Annotated in this window: 19 protein-coding genes and 3 pseudogenes; 10 read left to right on the top strand and 12 right to left on the bottom strand. The window is 40.3% G+C overall.

What is annotated here, in order from left to right:
* Positions 1 to 155: 155 nt before the first annotated feature.
* Both pth and ychF read left to right on the top strand, forming a co-directional pair.
* Complete coding sequence (pth, locus tag NYE92_RS02150) at positions 156 to 743, top strand: aminoacyl-tRNA hydrolase (RefSeq protein WP_029568701.1); 588 nt, start codon at positions 156 to 158, stop codon at positions 741 to 743.
* 106 nt (positions 744 to 849) lie between these two features.
* On the top strand, positions 850 to 1,941 hold the full coding sequence (gene ychF, locus NYE92_RS02145) for a redox-regulated ATPase YchF (protein WP_259018451.1): 1,092 nt from the start codon (positions 850 to 852) through the stop codon (positions 1,939 to 1,941).
* 270 nt (positions 1,942 to 2,211) lie between these two features.
* On the opposite strand, the pseudogene NYE92_RS02140 reads toward ychF, so the two are convergent.
* Positions 2,212 to 3,379 (bottom strand): annotated as a pseudogene (locus NYE92_RS02140) (IS3 family transposase).
* Between the two features lie 168 nt (positions 3,380 to 3,547).
* On the opposite strand from NYE92_RS02140, the pseudogene NYE92_RS02135 reads away from it, so the two are divergent.
* Together NYE92_RS02135 and NYE92_RS02130 are read left to right on the top strand one after the other, a co-directional pair.
* Positions 3,548 to 3,634: pseudogene (locus tag NYE92_RS02135) on the top strand.
* Positions 3,635 to 3,656: 22 nt separating this feature from the next.
* Positions 3,657 to 4,487 carry a hypothetical protein gene (locus tag NYE92_RS02130; RefSeq protein WP_014606003.1) on the top strand — a complete coding sequence of 277 codons (831 nt, stop codon included), beginning with the start codon at positions 3,657 to 3,659 and terminating at the stop codon, positions 4,485 to 4,487.
* Positions 4,488 to 4,680: 193 nt separating this feature from the next.
* Here the strand turns inward: NYE92_RS02130 and NYE92_RS02125 are convergent, their stop codons facing one another.
* From NYE92_RS02125 to yafN, 3 genes are all read right to left on the bottom strand, one after another.
* Entirely contained in the window at positions 4,681 to 4,860 is a 180-nt protein-coding gene (locus tag NYE92_RS02125) for a hypothetical protein (RefSeq protein WP_014606004.1), read from the bottom strand.
* A gap of 863 nt (positions 4,861 to 5,723) precedes the next feature.
* Complete coding sequence (locus tag NYE92_RS02120; RefSeq protein WP_014606005.1) at positions 5,724 to 6,128, bottom strand: type II toxin-antitoxin system YafO family toxin; 405 nt, start codon at positions 6,126 to 6,128, stop codon at positions 5,724 to 5,726.
* A complete protein-coding gene (gene yafN, locus NYE92_RS02115) occupies positions 6,125 to 6,418 on the bottom strand; it encodes a type I toxin-antitoxin system antitoxin YafN (RefSeq protein WP_014606006.1) in 294 nt (97 codons plus the stop codon). Before yafN ends, NYE92_RS02120 begins: the two co-directional genes overlap by 4 nt.
* Positions 6,419 to 6,713: 295 nt before the next feature.
* On the opposite strand from yafN, the gene NYE92_RS02110 reads away from it, so the two are divergent.
* Complete coding sequence (locus NYE92_RS02110) at positions 6,714 to 7,505, top strand: DUF6615 family protein (protein WP_014606007.1); 792 nt, start codon at positions 6,714 to 6,716, stop codon at positions 7,503 to 7,505.
* A gap of 304 nt (positions 7,506 to 7,809) precedes the next feature.
* Here NYE92_RS02110 and NYE92_RS02105 read toward each other — a convergent pair whose 3' ends face one another.
* Together NYE92_RS02105 and NYE92_RS02100 are read right to left on the bottom strand one after the other, a co-directional pair.
* Positions 7,810 to 8,094, bottom strand: coding sequence for a conjugal transfer protein TraD (locus NYE92_RS02105; protein ID WP_014606008.1), 285 nt, complete (start codon positions 8,092 to 8,094; stop codon positions 7,810 to 7,812).
* Positions 8,094 to 8,348: a hypothetical protein gene (locus NYE92_RS02100; RefSeq protein ID WP_014606009.1), complete on the bottom strand. Its 255-nt coding sequence runs from the start codon at positions 8,346 to 8,348 to the stop codon at positions 8,094 to 8,096. Before NYE92_RS02100 ends, NYE92_RS02105 begins: the two co-directional genes overlap by 1 nt.
* A gap of 862 nt (positions 8,349 to 9,210) precedes the next feature.
* Between NYE92_RS02100 and mobQ the strand changes: the two genes are divergently transcribed.
* Positions 9,211 to 10,599, top strand: coding sequence for a MobQ family relaxase (gene mobQ / locus NYE92_RS02095; protein WP_014606010.1), 1,389 nt, complete (start codon positions 9,211 to 9,213; stop codon positions 10,597 to 10,599).
* Positions 10,600 to 10,937: 338 nt separating this feature from the next.
* Positions 10,938 to 11,747 carry a hypothetical protein gene (locus tag NYE92_RS02090; RefSeq protein WP_014606011.1) on the top strand — a complete coding sequence of 270 codons (810 nt, stop codon included), beginning with the start codon at positions 10,938 to 10,940 and terminating at the stop codon, positions 11,745 to 11,747.
* A 91-nt stretch (positions 11,748 to 11,838) separates the two neighbouring features.
* On the opposite strand, the gene NYE92_RS02085 is transcribed toward NYE92_RS02090, so the two are convergent.
* A complete protein-coding gene (locus NYE92_RS02085; protein WP_014606012.1) occupies positions 11,839 to 12,114 on the bottom strand; it encodes a hypothetical protein in 276 nt (91 codons plus the stop codon).
* A 10-nt stretch (positions 12,115 to 12,124) separates the two neighbouring features.
* A complete protein-coding gene (locus NYE92_RS02080; protein ID WP_259018448.1) occupies positions 12,125 to 12,676 on the bottom strand; it encodes a DNA-directed RNA polymerase subunit beta in 552 nt (183 codons plus the stop codon).
* Positions 12,677 to 13,314: 638 nt separating this feature from the next.
* Here NYE92_RS02080 and NYE92_RS23235 point away from each other — a divergent pair.
* The 3 genes and pseudogenes from NYE92_RS23235 to NYE92_RS02065 all read left to right on the top strand — a co-directional run bounded on the left by NYE92_RS23235 (position 13,315) and on the right by NYE92_RS02065 (position 17,550).
* A pseudogene (locus NYE92_RS23235) lies at positions 13,315 to 13,692 on the top strand (hypothetical protein).
* 388 nt (positions 13,693 to 14,080) lie between these two features.
* On the top strand, positions 14,081 to 15,799 hold the full coding sequence (locus NYE92_RS02070; RefSeq protein WP_019105353.1) for a retron Ec67 family RNA-directed DNA polymerase/endonuclease: 1,719 nt from the start codon (positions 14,081 to 14,083) through the stop codon (positions 15,797 to 15,799).
* A 1,016-nt stretch (positions 15,800 to 16,815) separates the two neighbouring features.
* Positions 16,816 to 17,550 carry a replication/maintenance protein RepL gene (locus tag NYE92_RS02065; protein ID WP_014606015.1) on the top strand — a complete coding sequence of 245 codons (735 nt, stop codon included), beginning with the start codon at positions 16,816 to 16,818 and terminating at the stop codon, positions 17,548 to 17,550.
* A 184-nt stretch (positions 17,551 to 17,734) separates the two neighbouring features.
* Here NYE92_RS02065 and NYE92_RS02060 read toward each other — a convergent pair whose 3' ends face one another.
* The 4 genes from NYE92_RS02060 to NYE92_RS02045 all read right to left on the bottom strand — a co-directional run bounded on the left by NYE92_RS02060 (position 17,735) and on the right by NYE92_RS02045 (position 20,401).
* On the bottom strand, positions 17,735 to 18,847 hold the full coding sequence (locus NYE92_RS02060) for an ImmA/IrrE family metallo-endopeptidase (RefSeq protein WP_014606016.1): 1,113 nt from the start codon (positions 18,845 to 18,847) through the stop codon (positions 17,735 to 17,737).
* 9 nt (positions 18,848 to 18,856) lie between these two features.
* The gene (locus NYE92_RS02055) at positions 18,857 to 19,591 is read right to left on the bottom strand and encodes a hypothetical protein (protein WP_019105354.1); all 735 of its coding nucleotides are present in this window, start codon (positions 19,589 to 19,591) and stop codon (positions 18,857 to 18,859) included.
* 187 nt (positions 19,592 to 19,778) lie between these two features.
* A complete protein-coding gene (locus NYE92_RS02050; protein WP_014606018.1) occupies positions 19,779 to 20,030 on the bottom strand; it encodes a DNA-binding protein in 252 nt (83 codons plus the stop codon).
* 68 nt (positions 20,031 to 20,098) lie between these two features.
* The gene (locus NYE92_RS02045; protein ID WP_014606019.1) at positions 20,099 to 20,401 is read right to left on the bottom strand and encodes a hypothetical protein; all 303 of its coding nucleotides are present in this window, start codon (positions 20,399 to 20,401) and stop codon (positions 20,099 to 20,101) included.
* Positions 20,402 to 20,465: the final 64 nt, after the last annotated feature.

Raw genomic sequence — 20,465 nt, 5'->3', positions numbered from 1 at the left:
CAGATGATTTGTGACCAATACGTTATTCCAGTTTATTGATTTAGATGAAAAATAATTAATCACTGACACTAATAATTTCCCCTGCGCGGTCTTTGTGATCCGCGTCGCGGCACAGTAAACTATCGCCCTTGAGTTATTACAGCAGGATATTCCTTGTGAGCAGCATAAAACTGATTGTGGGCCTGGCGAATCCCGGCGCGGAACATGCCGCCACGCGCCACAATGCGGGTGCCTGGTATCTGGACTTGCTGGCTGAGCGTCACAATCAGTCGTTGAAAGAAGAAGCCAAATTTTATGGCTATACGGCACGACTGGCTTTAGCCGGTGAAGACGTGCGCTTGCTGGTGCCGACCACGTTTATGAACCTCAGCGGCAAAGCCGTGGCAGCCATGGCGACCTTCTATCGCATCGCGCCGGAAGAGATCCTGGTGGCCCATGATGAACTGGACCTTCCCCCTGGCATCGCCAAATTTAAACAAGGCGGCGGACATGGCGGGCATAACGGCCTGAAAGACATTATCAGCAAGCTCGGCAACAACAATAACTTTCACCGCCTGCGGATTGGCATCGGCCATCCCGGCGATCGCAATAAGGTCACCGGCTTTGTTTTGGGCAAGCCCCCAGCCAGCGAGCAAAAACTGATTGATGATGCCATTGATGAGGCGGCGCGCTGCACCGAACTGTGGCTAAAGGAAGACCGCATCAAGGCGATGAACCGCCTGCATGCCTTTAAGCCTGTCTAATCGCCCAGATTGTCGCGAATCTGTGTATAATGCGCGAAAATTATCTTACGTTTCCGGCGGAGCCTGCTAATGGCTCTGCCCATACAGCTATAAAGGGTACTAAACCATGGGATTCAAATGCGGTATCGTGGGCCTGCCAAATGTCGGTAAATCCACTCTTTTTAACGCGCTGACTAAAGCGGGTATTGAAGCGGCTAACTTCCCCTTCTGCACGATTGAACCCAACACTGGCGTCGTCCCTATGCCAGACATGCGTCTGGATCAACTGTCTGAGATCGTTAAGCCGCAGCGCGTAGTGCCCACCACCATGGAATTCGTTGATATCGCCGGCCTGGTGAAAGGCGCCTCCAAAGGTGAAGGCCTGGGCAACCAGTTCCTGACCAACATCCGTGAGACCGAAGCGATTGGTCACGTGGTGCGCTGCTTCGAGAACGACAATATCATTCACGTGAATAACAAAGTCGATCCGGCTGATGATATTGAAACCATCAACACCGAGCTGGCGCTGGCGGATCTGGACACCTGTGAACGTGCTCTGCAGCGCGTACAGAAGAAAGCCAAAGGCGGCGACAAAGACGCTAAAGCAGAACAGGCCGCACTGGAAAAATGCCTGCCGCATTTAGAAAATGCGGGCATGCTGCGCGCGCTGGATCTAACGGAAGAAGACAAGGCCGCCCTGCGTTACCTGAGTTTCCTGACGCTGAAGCCCACCATGTACATCGCCAACGTCAACGAAGACGGTTTTGAGAACAACCCCTACCTGGATAAAGTGCGCGAAATCGCGGCCAAAGAAGGTTCTGTTGTGGTGCCCGTCTGCGCCGCCGTTGAGTCCGACATCGCCGAGCTGGAAGATGAAGATCGTGATGAGTTTATGGCCGAGTTGGGCATTGAAGAGCCAGGCCTGAACCGAGTGATCCGCGCCGGTTACTCACTACTGAACCTGCAAACCTATTTCACCGCTGGCGTGAAAGAAGTTCGCGCATGGACTATCCCTGTCGGTGCCACCGCGCCACAGGCAGCCGGTAAAATTCATACCGACTTCGAGAAGGGCTTTATCCGTGCGCAGACCATCGCGTTCGAAGACTTTATTGCCTATAAGGGCGAGCAAGGCGCGAAAGAAGCCGGAAAAATGCGTTCAGAAGGCAAAGAATACATCGTTAAAGATGGCGACGTGATGAACTTCTTGTTTAACGTCTAAATAAAATATGTTGTCTTATGAGGTTTTAATTAATCTCATGAGAATCACAAATATCTTTAAAATCCACGCAACTGCGTGGATTTTTCATTTCACAATGTCTCAATTCATCTCGTAACAACGCTGTCAAAAATGAGTACATGGATGAGTACAACATTCTTCCATCTTCATTTTAAGTGAGTACAGAAACGGTGTAATAAATAAACAAGGCCCCGTTATGCTCATTGATACATAATGCTGCACTGATCCTACCCGCGTAATGTGGACACGGCTCTAAGCGAGGTTCTGGTTTTCAAACTGTTCCGGACTGAGACCGCCGCAGGCCCTGTGGCGTCGCCAGCGATTGTAATCACACTCGATATAACTAAACACCGCCGTCCGCATCGTTTCCCGGCTGGCAAAGCGCTCGCCATGGATACATTCCACATTCAGGGAGTGGAAGAAGCTTTCCGCGCAGGCATTGTCATAACAGTTCCCCTTTGCACTCATGCTACCACGCAGGTTGTACCGCTTTAGCAGAGTCTGATAATCCACTGAACAGTATTGCCCGCCACGATCTGTTTGTACGATGACATTTTCCGGGCGTTTACGCCGCCACAGTGCAGTGCCATTTGCAGCGCATCACAGGCCAGTTGCGCTGTCATCCGTGATGACATCGACCAGCCGATAACTGCCCGCGACCACAGGTCGATGACCACCGTTAGATATAACCAGCCCTCGTCGGTACGTAACTATGTGATGTCTCCTGACCACTTCTGGTTCGGGCCGCTGGCGCTGAAATCCTGCTTCAGCAGATTCTCCGACACCGGCAGGCCATGCTCACGGTAGCTGACCGGGCTGAACTTCCTGGCAGCTTTTGCTCTGGGCCCCTGACGGCGCAGGCTCGCAGCCACGGTTTTCACGTTAAACTTCCGCCCCTGCTCACGAAGTTCATCCGCCAGCCGGGGAGCACCGTAACGCTGCTTTGCGCGGGTGAATGCTTCCCGGACGGCGCTGTCGCAGCCACGCCGGAACTGCTGATGGGCGCTGACGACCGTGCGCCGTTTACGCCAGGCATACCAGCTGCTGCGGGCAACCCGCAGTACCCGTCACATCGCCTTAATGCTGAATTCAGCCTGATGCTGTTGGATAAAGACATACTTCATTTCAGGCGCTTCGCGAAGTATGTCGCGGCCTTTTGGAGAATGGCCAGCTCCTCATCACGCTGCGCCAGTTGCCGCTTGAGGCGGGCAATCTCAGCAGCCTGTTCGCTCTCTCGTTCAGAAGACGTTGCCTGGCTCTGCTGTTTGCTGCGCCAGTTACAGAGCTGCGGCTCATACAGGCTGAGTTCGCGTGCGGCAGCGGCAACGCCGATGTGTTCAGCGAGTTTAAGGGCTTCATCGCGAAATTCCGGCGTGTATTGTTTGCGGGGCTTTTTACAGACTGGTACGGATTTTGTCATGTGAGCTAACTCTGGTTGAGAGTTTACTCACTTAGTCGCGTGTCCACTATAGCTGGGTAAGATTTTATTCGGTCTTATGAACAATGTAGACATTGCCCGTTGAAAAAAAACTGTTAAATTCGCTGCGTAACAGTTGACATATTAATTTTTAAAATATATTTTTTCATTGGTACTGTAGTCGAGTTGGTTAAGACGCCTGCTTATTATCTTAGATTTTATCGCAGGAGATCTTGGGTTCGAGCCCCAACGGTACCATCACATTTTTTGAGGTTTATTTGTGGAAAGCGAAGGCTTAAAACAATTTTTAAAGTCAGTTGGTAATTCAGTATTCCTTCTTAATACAATTTGCGTTGGGCTTGATGGTGTTGCTAATGGCGTGGTGACAAAATCCGACGAACTTACAATCTCCTGGAATCCTAGAGACCCTAAAGCTACTGCTCTTAGTGCCAGGGCACATGCAATAAAATCTTCACTTGTCTTCGTTGAAGAGTCTCTTCTAAATTACATATCATTTATTGGCAATTGCGCGAATCAAAGTAGTTCTATTCAAACTGCTTGTGCTGCTGATGGTGCAGTTGAAAAAATTACAAAATTATCTAAGCAAGTTCATAATATTTTGCCTTATTGGGAGCCCATGGTTGTTCTTCTCATACGCTGGAGGAACAAGATAGTGCACGATAGTAACACTGATTTATCTGCCCACTATCGGAAAGTTTTGATTAACCATGAGGCGGACATCAGAGAAAATCATGCAGCAATATCGATTAGTGAAACATTAAATAATTTTGACTCTGGTCGAATTACGCTAAAAGATTTTTCTACACTAATAGCCATTACTATCAGATTTATTCGTCATATTGACGATGAATTAACTCCAACTATTTCAAGTATTGAGTCTTTCGCCGCGATTATTAATGAAAAAAAACTTGAGGTTATCTATAAAAACATTCTTGGCGTTAATGGAAAAGACAATCAAGAACGTAAGTTTTATAAGTTTATTAATAACAACTTTCCCAGCATTTCGCAGGTAGATAAAGAGTTTCTCTTCATAAACAGATTCAAAGTAAAAGAAAAAATTGAACAGTTGTATGTACAAGGAATCGTTTGATGCCTGTATAAAGTATAATACGGCGGTTTATTGATTGTGAGTAATGATATGAATAATAATGTGAAGTTGATGTATTTATTGACAGTGCAATAAAAATAGTTATAACTCTCAGTACTTATGCTATGAGTCTCAAGCCAAGTCAATGTTTGGCGTGAGTAGATTACATGCTTTTTTATAAGCCTGATACGTTTATTTAGAACTGACCTTTACCTTCATCATTTTTCTGAATTCGGTAGGTGATTGGTAGAGAATTTTTCAGGTCTGGTTTTGTGAATGTTAAATCAGCCGCACACTGATAGACATCAAGGCCTGATTCGTGGCTTATTGTTCTGACATTTTCAACAGAAATATGCACATCCTTATCCAGTGTCATACCTTTCTGGATTGTCTTTCTGGCGATATCCACGACCAGATTTTTTGCGTCATCACAACTACACTTTGGCGTTTTCTCGCCACAACCAGCCAGTTAACCAACGGTTATTAGTATCAGAATTATTGTTCTTTTCATCTATAGTTGCTTAGTTAATTAAAGCTACTTTTATTTCTTATTAAATAGACTGTAAGTAACCCTGAAATCCGCGCCATTCTCTTTTAGAGAGTGGTTACGCTACCTTGGAAGCGAGCATAGAGATCTATGGGCCTGCGCCCATTCCTGATGATTCAGGATTTAGTGAACTTCCGCTTCTCGCTCAAAGACGCCTGTCAATTTAGCTGGATATTGGATGCATTATTTTGTCAGAGATGACAGTAGTAAAATGTAAGTGGGTAGTCAAGTGAATGCAAATATCCAAATGGTCTACTAAACGTGTTTAAATGTATTTTTTTGTAGTAACATCCTTTCGACCCATCCGTGCAATCAGTGAACTGGACTGAAAATATCTGTAACCAGAAGCCATCATAGTAGCAATACTGCCCAAAAGACAAGACAGGCGGGGCTACAAGGTTACACATGCTATTAGCATACCTTTGCATTGAGCCACAAACAATTTAACTGAATATGCCACAATTTTGCCACACACACAACGCGCAAAAATGCACATTCGTGTTAAAAAAAGCAAAAAAATGCAACGGTAACCAGATGATTTTATTATAAAAGATGGTGCGATAATAGGAACAAAACCTGATTTATATAACATTGATAATATTAACTAATATCCTGTTTCAACTATCTACATGCCCCCAATGATGCCCCCATATATTTTTCTGCCCTAAATGACAGAGTGTTTTTTGACCAACTTAATACTTCATCTTGAACGCTTCGGCTATCATCCCGATCTTATGCATATAGTTATTGTTGCGCGCCATTTTATGCGCTTCAGGTTTCAGGATGATAATCAGCAGATAGGCATCGGGATCCATCGCACCTTGGCAGTATACCAAATGCGCCTGATCGCTGGTTCGTTTGAACTGACGTAAAAACTTCGGGAAAGGGGCATCCGCATCGGCAAGATGAATGTGGGCCACCTGCTCTTCTTTTACCAAGGGATAGGTGCGGTCATCATCATAAGGCGCATCACGCCCAAAGGTATCTGGCAACACGCCATCCTTTTTATAGGACAGAAAATCCGCTGCTAAATCATCAAGCTCTTGTTGGCTTAATTGTTGACGGATCAGTGCTGACTTGAAAATCCTGATACTCATTCCGTGAACTCGGTCAGATCCTTGTCAGAGGGGTTTTGCAGCAGTTTGTGTCCACTATCCGCAATATCACTTAAACGTTCAGCCGTTGGCCTGAAACGCGCAGCAGCATGCACCCGACCCTGCTTTTCTTCCAACAGATCGAGCAGCTCTTCAAAAACCTTGGCACTGACCATGTAACCAGCGGGACGGTTGTTGGAAAGAACGGCAACCGGTTCATCAATAAAATATTTCGCCGGGTTCTTTCTTAACTCGGTGATGTTGATAGATTTTTCTGCGAGAATGCGTTCCATAGATCACCTTAAAACGTGTTTTATTACATACATTATAATGCACAACAAATTGTGCATCAATTTTTTGTTTATAAAATATACGGAGGGAATTGAAGCCTGCCAATGATCACAAGATGAGCTAAAAAAGCGTGGTAGTGTTTACGTTGCCAAAACAAGACCAGCTGTAAGGCTTAGTGTAAAACCAACCCTTCGGCTAATAAAAATTTTTAAGTGCAGTTATTTTTATTTATAATAGCCAGTTAGCAGCCGTTAAATTTAGGCTTCTATCGCGGCAATAAATTAACAAGGAGTGTCTATGCTTAAGCATCACTTGAACACTGTTTGCGACGATGTCTGGGATAAAATTGGAAATGGAAAGAAATACGGAATTTCCCAAGGAGAGGAAACTCTTACTGATAATATTTTACTATATCTTGCATCGCAAAATCTTTCTGAAATAAAAATCATTCAAACACCTAAAGATGTGGAAAGTGTAAAAGGAACAGATTGGGAGTGGTGGATTGGCAATCGCAACCAAGGCTATTTACGATACGCTGTCCAAGCGAAAAAACTTGATGCTAAATCTAATCGTTACACCTCTTTGAATCACAAAGTTGGTGTAGGGACAAGTGCATTGTTTCAGCATGATATCCTTGAACAATATGCACAGGCCAATCAGGCAATTCCTTTATATGTTTTTTACAATCATTTAGATCCTAGTAATTGTCCAAATGAATGGAATTGCCCACATGATTTTGATTTAACAAAGCTTGGTTGTACCGTCACTCCCTTAAAAAATATTAAAACGGCTCTTAAAAATAGAGGCTGGAGAACGTTCGAAAAGATACACCAGTTCCCTGAAACAGTGCCGCTACGATGTCTTGCCGAGTGTCCAAACATAGCTTTTGCACCTGAGCAGAATGGAACGATAAATATTCAGCGTTTCGAGATAGAAGCAAAGGTCTATAAGAATCCTTGGGGGTGGATTAGTGAAATGGGCCACCTAAGTTCTTTCAAACAAATGCCCAGTGAGTATTACGATCACGAGTTGGGATTTTATCCAAGGCGAATTTTACTTATAGATACCGATGAAAAATTAAACGAGTAAATACAGCGGGCTTTAACGCCCGCTTCTCATTCAGATATACCTTGGTTCAGCTTTTTAATCTGTCTAGTTGAGTGATGATAGCTCAAAAAAGACAGAATACCCAAAAAACTGGTACAAATTCAGATAATAAACAGTCTTGTTTTTTCATTTATTATTTTTACTGATACTCATTAAAAACAGATTAGCCATCATTTAATTTATAAAGATGTCAGAACAAGCGTATTGTTGTTTCCACCATTTCTGCAGGCTTCAGTCATTGAAGCAAGTTTTAGGCCGGTTCACCGTTCGGACGTGAAAAACATGATTAGGACTTAGATTTATTTAAAACACTTTCGATATAGGCTTGGCCTTGTGCTCTGTAGGCATCAACATCATTTTCATGAAGATTCGGGATATCAAGCAGAATCCCAAAGACCAGTTCCTTATCTACATAACCAATATCACATCCTAAAACTTTGGCAACCTCTGCACCGAAAATAATTTTCTGACGGGTATTTTCTTTTTTCGTTTGTTGTTTCTTTTTAGCTTCCAAGAAGTATAGGCGTTCCTGTGCTGAAGCTATTTGTTGTTTAATCGTCTTTGTTGTCATTATTCATCTCCCCAATATTTTTTCTTGTTGAAATAAGGGATGTCAGCATAGTCATAACTATTACCAATCTGTTTCTTGATTGATTTTATTTTCATCTTGAACTGTTGCTTTATCTGGCGCTGCCTTGCTTTATCCCTTATGTTAACTACTATTTTTTCTGCTTCTAAATAGGCTTGTTCTGTATCGGTATAGATGCCATCATCAAGAAGTCGCTTGGCTTCCCAATCAATGGCTTCATCATTATTTTTATACATTAAACCTCCTTGCGTTTGTTATAAATTATCCTTTACCATATTTTGAATAATTATCAACACAGGAAACTAATTATATTTTATAAAACAAAAAATCATAAGACTGGTATTTAAAGCTCATGCCGCAGCATTAATGCCAATTAAAATTAATGCTGTCTCATCCAACTCATCTAACTTCATATCATACTCCTTTTCACGTTTTATTTTATTTAACCTATATCACTTACGTTGGCAAGCTCAGTTATTAGCCACTATATAATTAACTTAATCGATTATATATGAGCGATTAAGTAGATTAAGCATTTATATGTGAGAGCTTAAGAGTATCAGAATATTCATACTATAAGGATGTGACGGTCTGACCAGTTGAATGAAATGCAAAAATCATGGCGGAAAATTAAATTAAGCAACACTACACAATAGTAACTACTAACTATTTCGTCTAATGCTCACCACGTTACTTAATTTTTTTCGTTAGTGTTTTTAATTTTACCTGTTAGTTTTTCACTCTAATTTTCCATCTTAAGCTGTGAATTGTGCAACAGGGAAAACTACATATAAAACCATCCAAAACCCCTCTGTTTAATATAGCGGAATACTTCGCCCTTTCATCCATATAGCGCCGCTTAATTTGGCGTTTTGTTCTGTTCTGGTTTTACAGACATTCATATATTTCGTATTAATTAAGTAAGCGGTTTTTACATTGCTAGAAAAAACAATGCCCACTTATACACTCACTTCGTGAGCGTGTGGGCCCTACCGGGGGTTGCCTGCCGCAAGCTAAAAGCAAAACCAAGATCAAGACATAGAGTTTTTCTTGCAAAAAACTAATAGCAGCATGGTTATATTTGAGGTTAATTAGTATATGGCGATATTTCATCTGGAGTTTAAAATTGTGAAACGTTCTGAGGGCATGTCTTCCTGTAGGAAGGCTGCCTACCATGCGCGTTGCAAAATAACAGATGATCGCACAGGCAACACATATGATTTCAGCCACAGATCAGATTTATTCTATCATCAGATATTAGCACCTGCTCCCGCACCCGCCCATATTATTGAAAGCTCTACCGCCCTATGGAATGAAGTAGAAAAGGTTGAGCGTCAGAAAGATGGTCAAACAGCCCGTTATTTTGATGTTGCTATTCCCTGTGAGCTTAACAATGAAGATAAAATAAAATTGGTTGTTGAATACTGCCAGAAAATTTTCGTTGATAAGGGCATGATTGCAGATATCGCCTTTCACGATCTCGATGGCACTAATCCTCATGCACATGTGATGTTGACATTAAAATCGATCACCGCCGATGGCTTCGGTAAAAAAGAAAGAAGCTGGAACGACAAGAAAAACGTGATCCTTTGGCGCGAATCATGGTCAGTGATTGCCAATCGCTATCTTACTGCTGCTGGCAGTAATGAACGTATTGATCATCGCTCTATTGATGCTCAACACGCTGAAACACTCGAAAACGCTGCTATTACATTGGATGTTGAAGAAAAAGCGTTATGGCTTGCCAAGGCAACATTGACCAGCCGTCCACCAATGCAGCGTGTTCATCGTGCCAAATGGAACAGTAAGCACGTTCAGGAGAATCGTGCTGCTGAACAGGCTGTTCGTGATGAGATGAAACAAGAAGCTCAGGCCACATACAACACCTTCAAAGATTTAGATCTGCAGATCGTTGTTGACCTTAAAAGCTTTACCGTATCAGAAATGCCTGAGCCTGTTGAAATCGTATTGCCTGAAACAGGTTCGCAGTCGTCATCATCCGAAGAGCAACAGCCTGTTCTGGTTGCCCCTACACCTCATACACGCACTACACTGAAAACCCCGTCCTCTACAACGGCCAGAGCGGTTAAACGCGCTCCTGTTAAAAGTAAGAGAAAGCAGGTTAAACCTCGTCAAGATGGTTTGTTCAAGCGTTTCACCCTACTGGTGGTTGAATATATAAGGGAGAAATTCGTCTGGGCCAAGAAGAAGCCCGTTGCCTCTGATGTTGAGCACGATAAACGTATTGCCGAAAACTACGTGTTTGATGAGGTACTGGGGATCTATGTTCCACGCGCTGAACATGAGAGACGCGCAAGGTTCAACAGTGATGATTATAAGCCAACCAAGGAGGAGATAAGGCGTTTTCCAAGCCGTGCGGTTAAACCAGCCCAACTTGATAGCGATCTCGACTACAGACCTATTCCGGCGACCAGAAAAAAATCATCTGGGCCAAAGTTTGATACGAGTAGAATTCGAGTGAAATAGCATCTAAAATCCTTATAGCTAAATAGCTGCACCTAATACCACTACACCTGCCGTTTACTGATGTTGTGTATGGGCAACACATCTCAAGCCCGATTAAGCACTGTTAGGTAGTGGACACAGCCCTGATGCTTTACTTGCAAGAGACGGTCGAAAGTGGAGCACTATTCCGCGTAGCTATTTAGCTTAATAAACATCAACTGAACAGTTCATGTTATGTGTGAAATTTATATCAAACAGCCAAATAAAAAATCGCAACATAGTATTTTAAATAATTAACAATCGGTATAGAATAATTTTGGTTTTTTTTAAAAACGCAAAGAAACACAAGGAGTTAAGTGATGTTGAAACATGTAATTATAATAGATGAATCCGGAGCGAAAGGTTATGCAAAAAATACAGAGCATTACATTGGTGATTTCGGAATCATGGCGGGCTTCTTATTAGATGAAAATGATTTATCTAGAATGAGATATATAATCAATGAAAGTTTCAATGACTTTGTTAGTGAAGGGAAACTTCATATGACAGAATTAAATAAAGATGATAAAGAGAGAGCAATACTAAGGGTAAAAAATCTCCTTAAAATTTACAAAATAAAATGGTCATATTCTGCGTTCTACGTTAAAGGATACCATCGATTCAATGGTTCACCTGATAAATACTCTAAAAATAAAGAGCTATTACACAGCACTCTATTTGAGCATTTAATGACAAAATTCCTCATAAATGGAATTAAACTCGCCATATCTAGAAAAATAAATTCCTTTTCTCTTAAATGTATTAGTGATCATATTGAAACCGTCACTATAAATAAATTCAAAAAAGATATAGCATACCCTTTAAGATTTCTTCGTGGCGAAGTTACTGTAATGAAAGAAGATGAGTCTGGGAATAAAGAGCCTGCGTTTGATACATTAGAAGATATAAACATCAGTATAGAAACTGAAAATAGTGCTTTGACATTTGTAAGTGATATAATTTCATATACAACATGGAAATACCTTAAAGATGCTATAAACAAAGACAATAATATTAAACTTCAAAGCACAGAAGTGATGATTGGGCATCCATTTCAAGAATCTTTAACATTAACAAACAGTAATGAAAATAGTTTAATTGATGATATATTTAATCGTAGAGGTAATTAAAAAAGCATTATTAAATTATGAGTTTTCAAATTCAAATTTAAACCACGTCTGTATAACCAGACGTGGTTCAGGTTAACTAATAGTAGTAAAACTACATTCTTCGTCTGAACACAACATTATCAGAGAAAATTGCCTTACCAGCGACAAACCCAATAGCAGCAATTATCGGTAGGCTGATAGTAGCTCCCGCCATGCCTGTAGACATTCCGATCAGAATAGACAGGCCGAATGTAAGTAAGATAACCACAACAGCATACCAGCGGGGGTAGGCTCCATATAAAACAGTCGCCATGCAGCCGGTGCAGACATGAACACCCCGCTGGCTTTCTTTCAGGCAAAACGGACACTGGATTGTATTGTTTTCCATGATAGCCCCCTTAAATCGCTTTCCAGCCATTGCTGGTTTTAACAAGATTAATTATTCTCTCTTCAGTTTCATTCATACCTTTGACGCTGGAGAAAGCATTTTTATCAACCCAGCCCGGAACGCCATCCAGCTTCCATGTATAGGACACTCGAACAACTTTCTGATTACCGTTTCCCGGTTCGGTCCAGTCCTTTATCTCAGAAACTTCTTGATGACCGACACAGGCACCTTCCTCACGGTCCCAAAACTCAACCTCTTGGCCTTTGTCTGTTACTTCCAGAACATCAACACTGCTAAAACCATTCGCCTGTTGTGAAACAGTGAGCAGCCCCTGCTCAACAAGCCCTTTCAGGATATCATCACCCGCATTGTATCCGGCAGAACGGTAGCCATGATTAACCTTTACTGGAAAACCTTTGTTAAATGCAAAATCATTGTTTTGCAGTGAGTAGCACACCTTTGATTTTGAAATTTTCGCGTTGATAGCCTTTTCAAAGTCTCCTTTCTCTCCACATCCTGCCAAAACGAGAGCAGCACCAGCAACGAGCAAAATATTCTTCATCTTCCTTTCCATCCTGATAATCAACAATGCTGTTATGTAGAGGTAGTCTGCTGCGCACCTGTAGTCGTTAAAGCTTGTTCTTACAGGCATAACGCAACAAAACCACCTGATTAACCAATTGATAGGATTCAATTATTTTTGTGGGCCGTCATATCGTTTGTAACGATCAAAATCAAAATAACGATAACTATTGACTATCATATTTAATTATTCGATCGATTAAATCAATTAAAGCACCGATCGATATAGCATCATCAATCGCTATAAACTATCAATGATAGCAAATTGATCTGTGATACCGATCATTTTCTTGCTAGATGAATCGTTACTGGATAAAGTGAACAGACAGAAGGATCACTGGACCGTTTGTGGGTAGGTTTATGGGTATAGAACGTCAAATCTAATGACTAACAGCCAGCACTGCCCTATGGCCCTTCCTTGGCCTTTATTAATGCAACATCAGGGAAAACAACAATGAAGGATGCCGGTAGCTGATTAGATAAAAAAAACTCACAGGCTTCTGATAAGCGGCTTTCTTCACTATTAATTAACACAAACTTTAATAGCTAGATGCGGCACAACACTGGCCCCGGATTCTTTGCGCCTATTTTTACGTTTACTATTTATATGGAGTTAACATGAGAAAACTGTTTATTGCTGCGTTGGTGATCCTACCTCTTGCCGCTTGCACCACCTATGGCAACAAATCCCTGAAAGACGAATCGCAACAAACCGTAAAAACCAAAATAGTTAAAGAGAAAACTACCCAGCAAGATGTTATTAACGCATTCGGAGAACCACAAACACGAGCTACCAATGACGGTCAGGAAATGTGATCTTACTCCAGCATGTCAGGCGAAAGCCAGATCTCGAACTACATCCCCGGTCTGGCCCTGCTGAAAAACAGCAACACAACGCATATGAACTCCCTTGAGATCTGGTTCAAGGGGAATGTTGTTGACCGATATAATTTCAGCCAGACAGCAAGTAAGGTTTCGCGCGGAATGTTGGATTAATCTTGCCATGACTACTTGTCAACATGACAAATGGTTTCAATTTCGTATAATTCACAACTAAATAGCTTCGCACATTGATGCTTCACTACGCATCGAACGAGGCCAACGCGGACGGAAGGGCGCGCACTTCCAAATGTAGTGCTATTACGTGAAGCTATTTAGAATAGTTGCGACAATAAATTTAGAGCAATTTAATGAAAAAAAATTGCAAAGTGATTTACATCATGGGATATTAATTAGAGGTGCGCAGGCAGATTTTTAGGTTGTGTTTCGCAATCTTTTATTTTCAATGTTACAAGTTCTCGCCTGCTATGATTCTCATAGCGTATCTTGCGGTCAACGGTTAAATGCATAGGAGTGCCCGCGCACCGCTATTCAAGGAGAGACGATGACAACTCAGCTTGCACGCTTGAAGCTTTGCTTCAGTAAACCAGACTTCGCTCGGTTATTAGAATTAGATCCGGTATTTCTAACTAGAGTTGTCTATATGAGAGACACCGAAAAACTCTATACCGACTTTACCATATTAAAAAAAAATAAAACCCAAAGAGTTATTTCGGCTCCTGACGAAGAGTTGAAAGAGATTCAAAGAAAAATTTCTGATTTGCTTTTAGATTGTCTTACCACTATACGAAATGAGAACAAATCCAATAATAAATTATCTCATGGTTTTGAACTTGGTAAAAATATAATAACTAATGCTGAGAGACATAAATCAAAAAAATGGGTTCTGAATATTGATCTTTCAAATTTCTTTGATCAATTTAATTATGGGAGAGTAAGTGGCTATTTCATCAAAAACAAGTTTTTTGAACTCCATAGTAATATTGCCAATCTTATAGCTAAGATAGCTTGTTATAAAAACAAACTCCCTCAGGGAAGCCCTTGCTCACCAGTAATTTCAAATTTAATTTTACAATCACTTGATCAGCGACTTAACAATATCTGTAAGAAAAATGGATGTACTTATAGTCGATACGCTGATGATATAACCATATCAACAAACAAGAAGAAATTTCCAAAGGCCATTGTATCAAACCACAGTGACAAAGAGATTAATCTAAATAATGGATTTATTAAAGAAATACTAAGGGCTGGGTTTAGTATAAACAATGATAAGACTCGCCTACGCTTTAATACACTAAGACAAGAGGTTACTGGGTTAACTGTAAATTCTAAGATTTCAGTTGATGATAAATATTCACGTAGAGTTAGATCTATGGTTCATAAACTATTTCTTAGCGGAGAATACACTCTTATAGACAAAAAGACAAGAGAACCCCGATTTGGAACAATAAATGAAATTCAAGGCATGCTTGGATTTGTTGATTCAATCGATAAGTATAATAACAACCTTCCCAATAATTCAAAACATACGCCTAATAAGCGAGAAAGATTACTTGCTGATTTCATTTATTTTACTAGATTTCATTTCAATACAAAACCAACGATTATTACAGAAGGTAAGACTGATATAACCTACTTAAGAGTGGCATTAAACGCACTGTGCAAAAAATATCCTTCTCTTATTGAAAAAAAGAAATCATATAAAGGCGAGATTAATGATTATAAATTTTCATTTTTTATTAAAAATGCAAAAACAAAATTTTTGCTGAAATTGGAAGATGGCAGTTCACATATCAAAAATTTCATAAAAGATTATGACCGGAATATAGAGAAGTATAAGGCAGATGGTGGTGTTAACCCCGTTATAATTATATTGGATAATGATAGCGGTTCCACTGGAAGCGGGGGTATTTTTTCATTGCTCTTGTCGAATGTTTTTCCTAATATAAAGTTAAGTCGTGAGGATATAAGAAAGGTAGATTGGTTATGGGTTACAAAAAACCTTTATGTTATATTCACACCTTTAAAAGATGGTCAAGACTCTTCGCTGGAAGATTTATTTGATACTAAAACACTAGCCACTACATTGAATGGTAAAGTATTTAACAATACCAATAAAGACTGTAAGCCAAATGAATATGGTAAAGAATATTTTGCCAAACACGTTGTTCTAAAAAACAAAGACACTATTGACTTTAAAAATTTCATCAAAATTTTTGATTCAATTGAGGAAATAATCAAGCATCATTCGAAGAAATAAATTTTATCGTTGCGATGTGCCTTTTAATTATTTCTTTATTCCGTTAACATATTTAAGGTCACAAGCCATAAATAGTAAGAGCTTATTGGCATAATAATATGCCTCTTGATTTTAATGTTATTCATCAATTCCAGCAAAAAAATTAACTTTTTCGTGATAACATTTTCCTTTTTTTATTTCCATCTTCTTTTGAAAATATATTTATATTATGAGCTAACGCTCATGTTCCATCGAAAACGATGAACCTGTTTTCATGAGCACGGCTACGCCTTAACTCTGAAATATGTGTTTTTATCTCGATGAAGTTACTTTTCAATATTGATAGTATATGGAGGGACGATCTTTTTCAGATTATTTCATCATAAAATAACAAAATTGATCCTATATCTGCACACAGCATTACCGCGATAACATATAGCATTTGCTCTTAAACGTATAGGAAAACTATATTCAAAGAAGCAGCACTTAGTGATTGTCCAAAACAATCACATTGCTGGAACAGGGCTTGCCCTGTTAGTGATGGATTTATCCAGAAAAGATAGCGGCGACAGCCGCTAATAAAGTTAAAAGGAAATTTAATTCTTAATGACAATACTATGATTATTAATTTAGCAACAGAAAGCAGCGCTTCGTGATTGTACGAAACAATCACATCGCTGAATATAATCATCATGAAAACCACATATTTCTACCTAAACTCTCTGTAAATAAGAAAAAAGGAAAGCTAGACTCTCTTAACTTCTTACTAATTATTTAATTATAAGCACGGTCCCAGCCCAATAAAATCAAGGTTTCACACCTCTTTTTGCTATGTTCAAACATAGTAAATACCTATGTGCGCACATAGATCCGTCCTATGTTCGGACATAGCAAGATCTATGTTTGAACATAGGTTTTTTAACATATAGCAATAGCATAATAATAAAAGTTCTATTTTATTTATAGTTTAACTATTGACTTTTATTTTTCTGCATAGTATTAAAAATAACATAATAAAAACTATAAGAGAGAATAATATGAATACTAATGACACTGAACTACTTCGTTTATTTGAAACATTAAACACTGAACAAAAGATTGATATCGCAAGACACTTACTGCAAAACAAAGATATAAAATCAACTACCGTTATTGCAACAGAAGAAGATAAAGCAATCTCATTTGCACAGCCTTATGTTTTTGCTTTCACTTCCAACTTTCGTATTCTTTCTGATTTAGATATATCTAAGAATGAATTCCGCGTATTAACTTATATTTTAGAATACATGGAGTTCGGAAATCTTATCAACCTTTCACAGTCTTCACTCTGTAAAGCGTTGAATATCGCGTCAGGTAATATGTCAAACATCTTTAAAAAGCTAAAACAGAAAGGAATACTCGTTGAGCATCATGGACATCTGTATATCAACTCAAATATTTTCGCTAAGGGTATGAGTCATCAACTTGATGAGAAACGTAAAGAGCATTTAAGTAATGCCAGAAGTCTTAATGCTGAGATTGAACAATATCCAGAAAACTATACTGATTACTCAAAGCAAGAAAGACGAAGCTTAGCGTTGGAAACAGAAACGAAAGAGATCTACACGGATGCTTTTGTTTTTAGTAAGAAGAAAAAGAATAACGCCGTTCCCAATGCTAAAAATAGTATTAACATCGATAAACCCAGAAAGGTATACAAACGAACGAAGGAAAATGAAGCGGCAAGAAAAGACTTAGTTAACTTAAACATTCACTTAAAAACTGCTTCCTGAAGAAGTGAATATTCAGTGAGGAACTAACATCGTAGTTTAAGAATAAATGATACAACAGCCTAAATTACACACGAAAATTGAGTATAGAAAATGTATTAAAATTTATTTGGAAGGAACAGTATACAGGGCTTGTGGAGATAACTATAAATACGGCGGAATCAACCGCCGTTCGTAACAGATAATCCTATTTGACAAGGCTTAACTGGGGAGGTTGCTTACGCTCAATATTCGATTGAGAACCGTCGCCTGTAATAGCTTCCATGAAGAAGCGGTTGTTAAACGTCAGGGCACTTACTTCATCAGCAGGGAACCTAAGTTGCCCGAGGATCTCGGTGCGCTTTATCCCTTGAGTGCGCAATGCTGAAAAGACCTTTTCCAAAATCAATGACTTCTCACGTTCCGGCATACCTTGAGGTTCTCCCGTACGGTAACCACGACGGTTAAGCTCTATTGAGAGTTGGCGATAATGCCACTCTGTCGATAACCCAACATCAAACGTACGTCGCACTAGTGCAGCTAATGAAACTTTCCAGTTCTTCTTTAGCAAAATGAGCTGTTCCAGTCTTGGCATCCTTGGAACCGAGGCTAAGATACTACGTTCAGGCATCAAGAATGCCGATGCAAAACGATCTGCATCCTGTTCCGCCTGACGCCCATTGTTACATGAATGCTTATGAAGAACTAAATGACCAAGCTCATGAGCCGCGTCAAAACGACTTCGTTCTGGAGTTTTCATTGTGTTCAGCAGAACAAAAGGTTTTTCGTCCATCCAAAAAGAAAAAGCATCCACCTCAACGCAATTTTCAGCAAGTGAAAAAACCCTAATACCATTGGCTTCAAGCAAGTGAACTATGTTGGATATCGATAGTTCACCTATCCCCCAAGCTTCCCTAACCGTTCTGGCGGCACGTTCAGGCTCTGAATAGCCATCGAAGCTACTGTCAGGAACGTTAGGTTTTGGTAGCTTGAATTGCCCGTCAATCCATGCCGATAATTCCTGTGCCAACTTCCCAGCCCCAAGAGCTGAATCACGTTTTTGCGCACTTAATTTTGTCATTGCGCGAAAACTGACTGCCTCGGGTGTTAACGAAGGAACATCCCGATCGAGGAAAAACTCGATGGGATATTCTAAGACAGCAGAGATTCTCTCCATGCTATCGCTTGCGATCGCATCAAAGATACCGGCTTTTTCATAGTTAGAAATTGTCTTGCTGGTTAACCCAGCCGCTTCAGCTAGTGCTCTTTGAGTCAGGCCTCTTCGTTCTCTTGCTATACATAAACGCTCTGAATTAAACATGTTGCATATTTAGCCTGTTTTCAAAATGTCGAGATCGATGTCAGGTGTAAACTGAGGAGCATCACCTTTCCGAACAATTGGATCCGGTTGATGGATATCAAGAATCAAACGAGTAGAGAAGCTGTTAACAACATTCTTGTTATTGTAAGAAACAGGTCGAGATAGCTCTGCACGAATGCCTTTCCGATCGAACTCATCCAGATCATATAACTCGTAAAGTAAAAACCATAAGTCCCTTCCGATTTTATTAGGAAGTAGGGGAATAATATCGCCTTCCGGCAGGTCTAAATCTAGCTTGATCTGACTATCGCCCAGCGTTAACTCCCCCTGACCCGGGTTGTTATTATGGATTAACCCCATAAGCTCGCGAGTAAAGTCTCCCTTCTTCATACGTGACTCAGGATAGCCATGAACAAAGCCAGTCTGGCTGCAACCACGGCAAAGGTAAATTGCCACCTTATCGCTGACAGTCAACTCTACGTTTCGCAAAGACAATCGCGAATATCCTTTGGATGCTAGAATTTCACGGGCTGCACTTACACCTTCACCGTAGAAATACTGCCCCCGAGAAGTTGCGGGGTGGTTTTGTGTCGTCGAATAGCGACCAGACAAGCCACGCTCAAGGATAAGCGCAAGATCGCTTTGGCTAAGGTTCATCGGCTGCAGGTAAGATTCGACATCATTCGGATCAGCCAATACAACGGTTTTTGCGAGATTATGCGAGTACATCGGTAAAGGCTCCATCTTCATTTTCTCTTTTTTATACCTCATTTGAGGGGTGAAAACAAGAAAATAACTGGATGAATCAACAGAGGCGCAAGGCACGTCGTTTTGAGCTACTTCCGCTTTACTATCTCTTTTGATGGTTTAGCATTCGCCTCTGGCATAAAGCTGTCTGTCAGATTTGGTATTGCCCTGAGCTACAGAAGTTTTAGATCAAATCTGAGCCAACAGAGCATAGTTCCTCTGGTGAAATTCTATCCTTCCCCATCAACGTGAGAATCCTCTTTATCCTCAGTTTACGCGCCTTTTTCTCACCAATCTCCTGATAATACTCATCACGCCGCTCCTCTACCACTTTTCGAAACTTCTTCAATAGTTGATTCAGTGTTTTCATATCTGTAGTGGCGGCTTCAGCTTGGATTTTTTTATACATAAACATAACGTGGAACTCATCAATCATCAGTTTTCTCCTATTGTCGTAAGTGTTTTTATCTGCCCCTTACGGGGTAAATATATCTTCAAAGGAAACTACAAAGATTTATGAACAAATAAATACGAATGCCTTACCAACAGATTAGAAATAACCTTAAGATCAACTTCGTCAATATTTCCATTATTTCCTTCTTTCTGTGTTAAACTCTCAAAGTTATTTTTAATATGCATTATCACGCACATGATAGTTGCACTCATAAAATCATGATCACTAATATACTCTCTTATATCCCCATCGTGATCATTTTGTAAACTGCTCCAACTTGCCTCAAACGATCTTTTAGCAAGATCAAGGAACAGTTTTGTAGATTTGTTTTTAACTTTATTATCTTTAGACATGATTAACTCTCACTTTTATATGATTATTTAATATTTAGTTTATTTTCAGACCCAAGAAGGGGCC

Origin of the sequence: Pantoea sp. B566, from assembly GCF_024793925.1 — a bacterium.
Classification (GTDB): Bacteria; Pseudomonadota; Gammaproteobacteria; order Enterobacterales; family Enterobacteriaceae; genus Pantoea; species Pantoea ananatis.
This window is presented reverse-complemented; position numbering and strand designations above follow the sequence as displayed.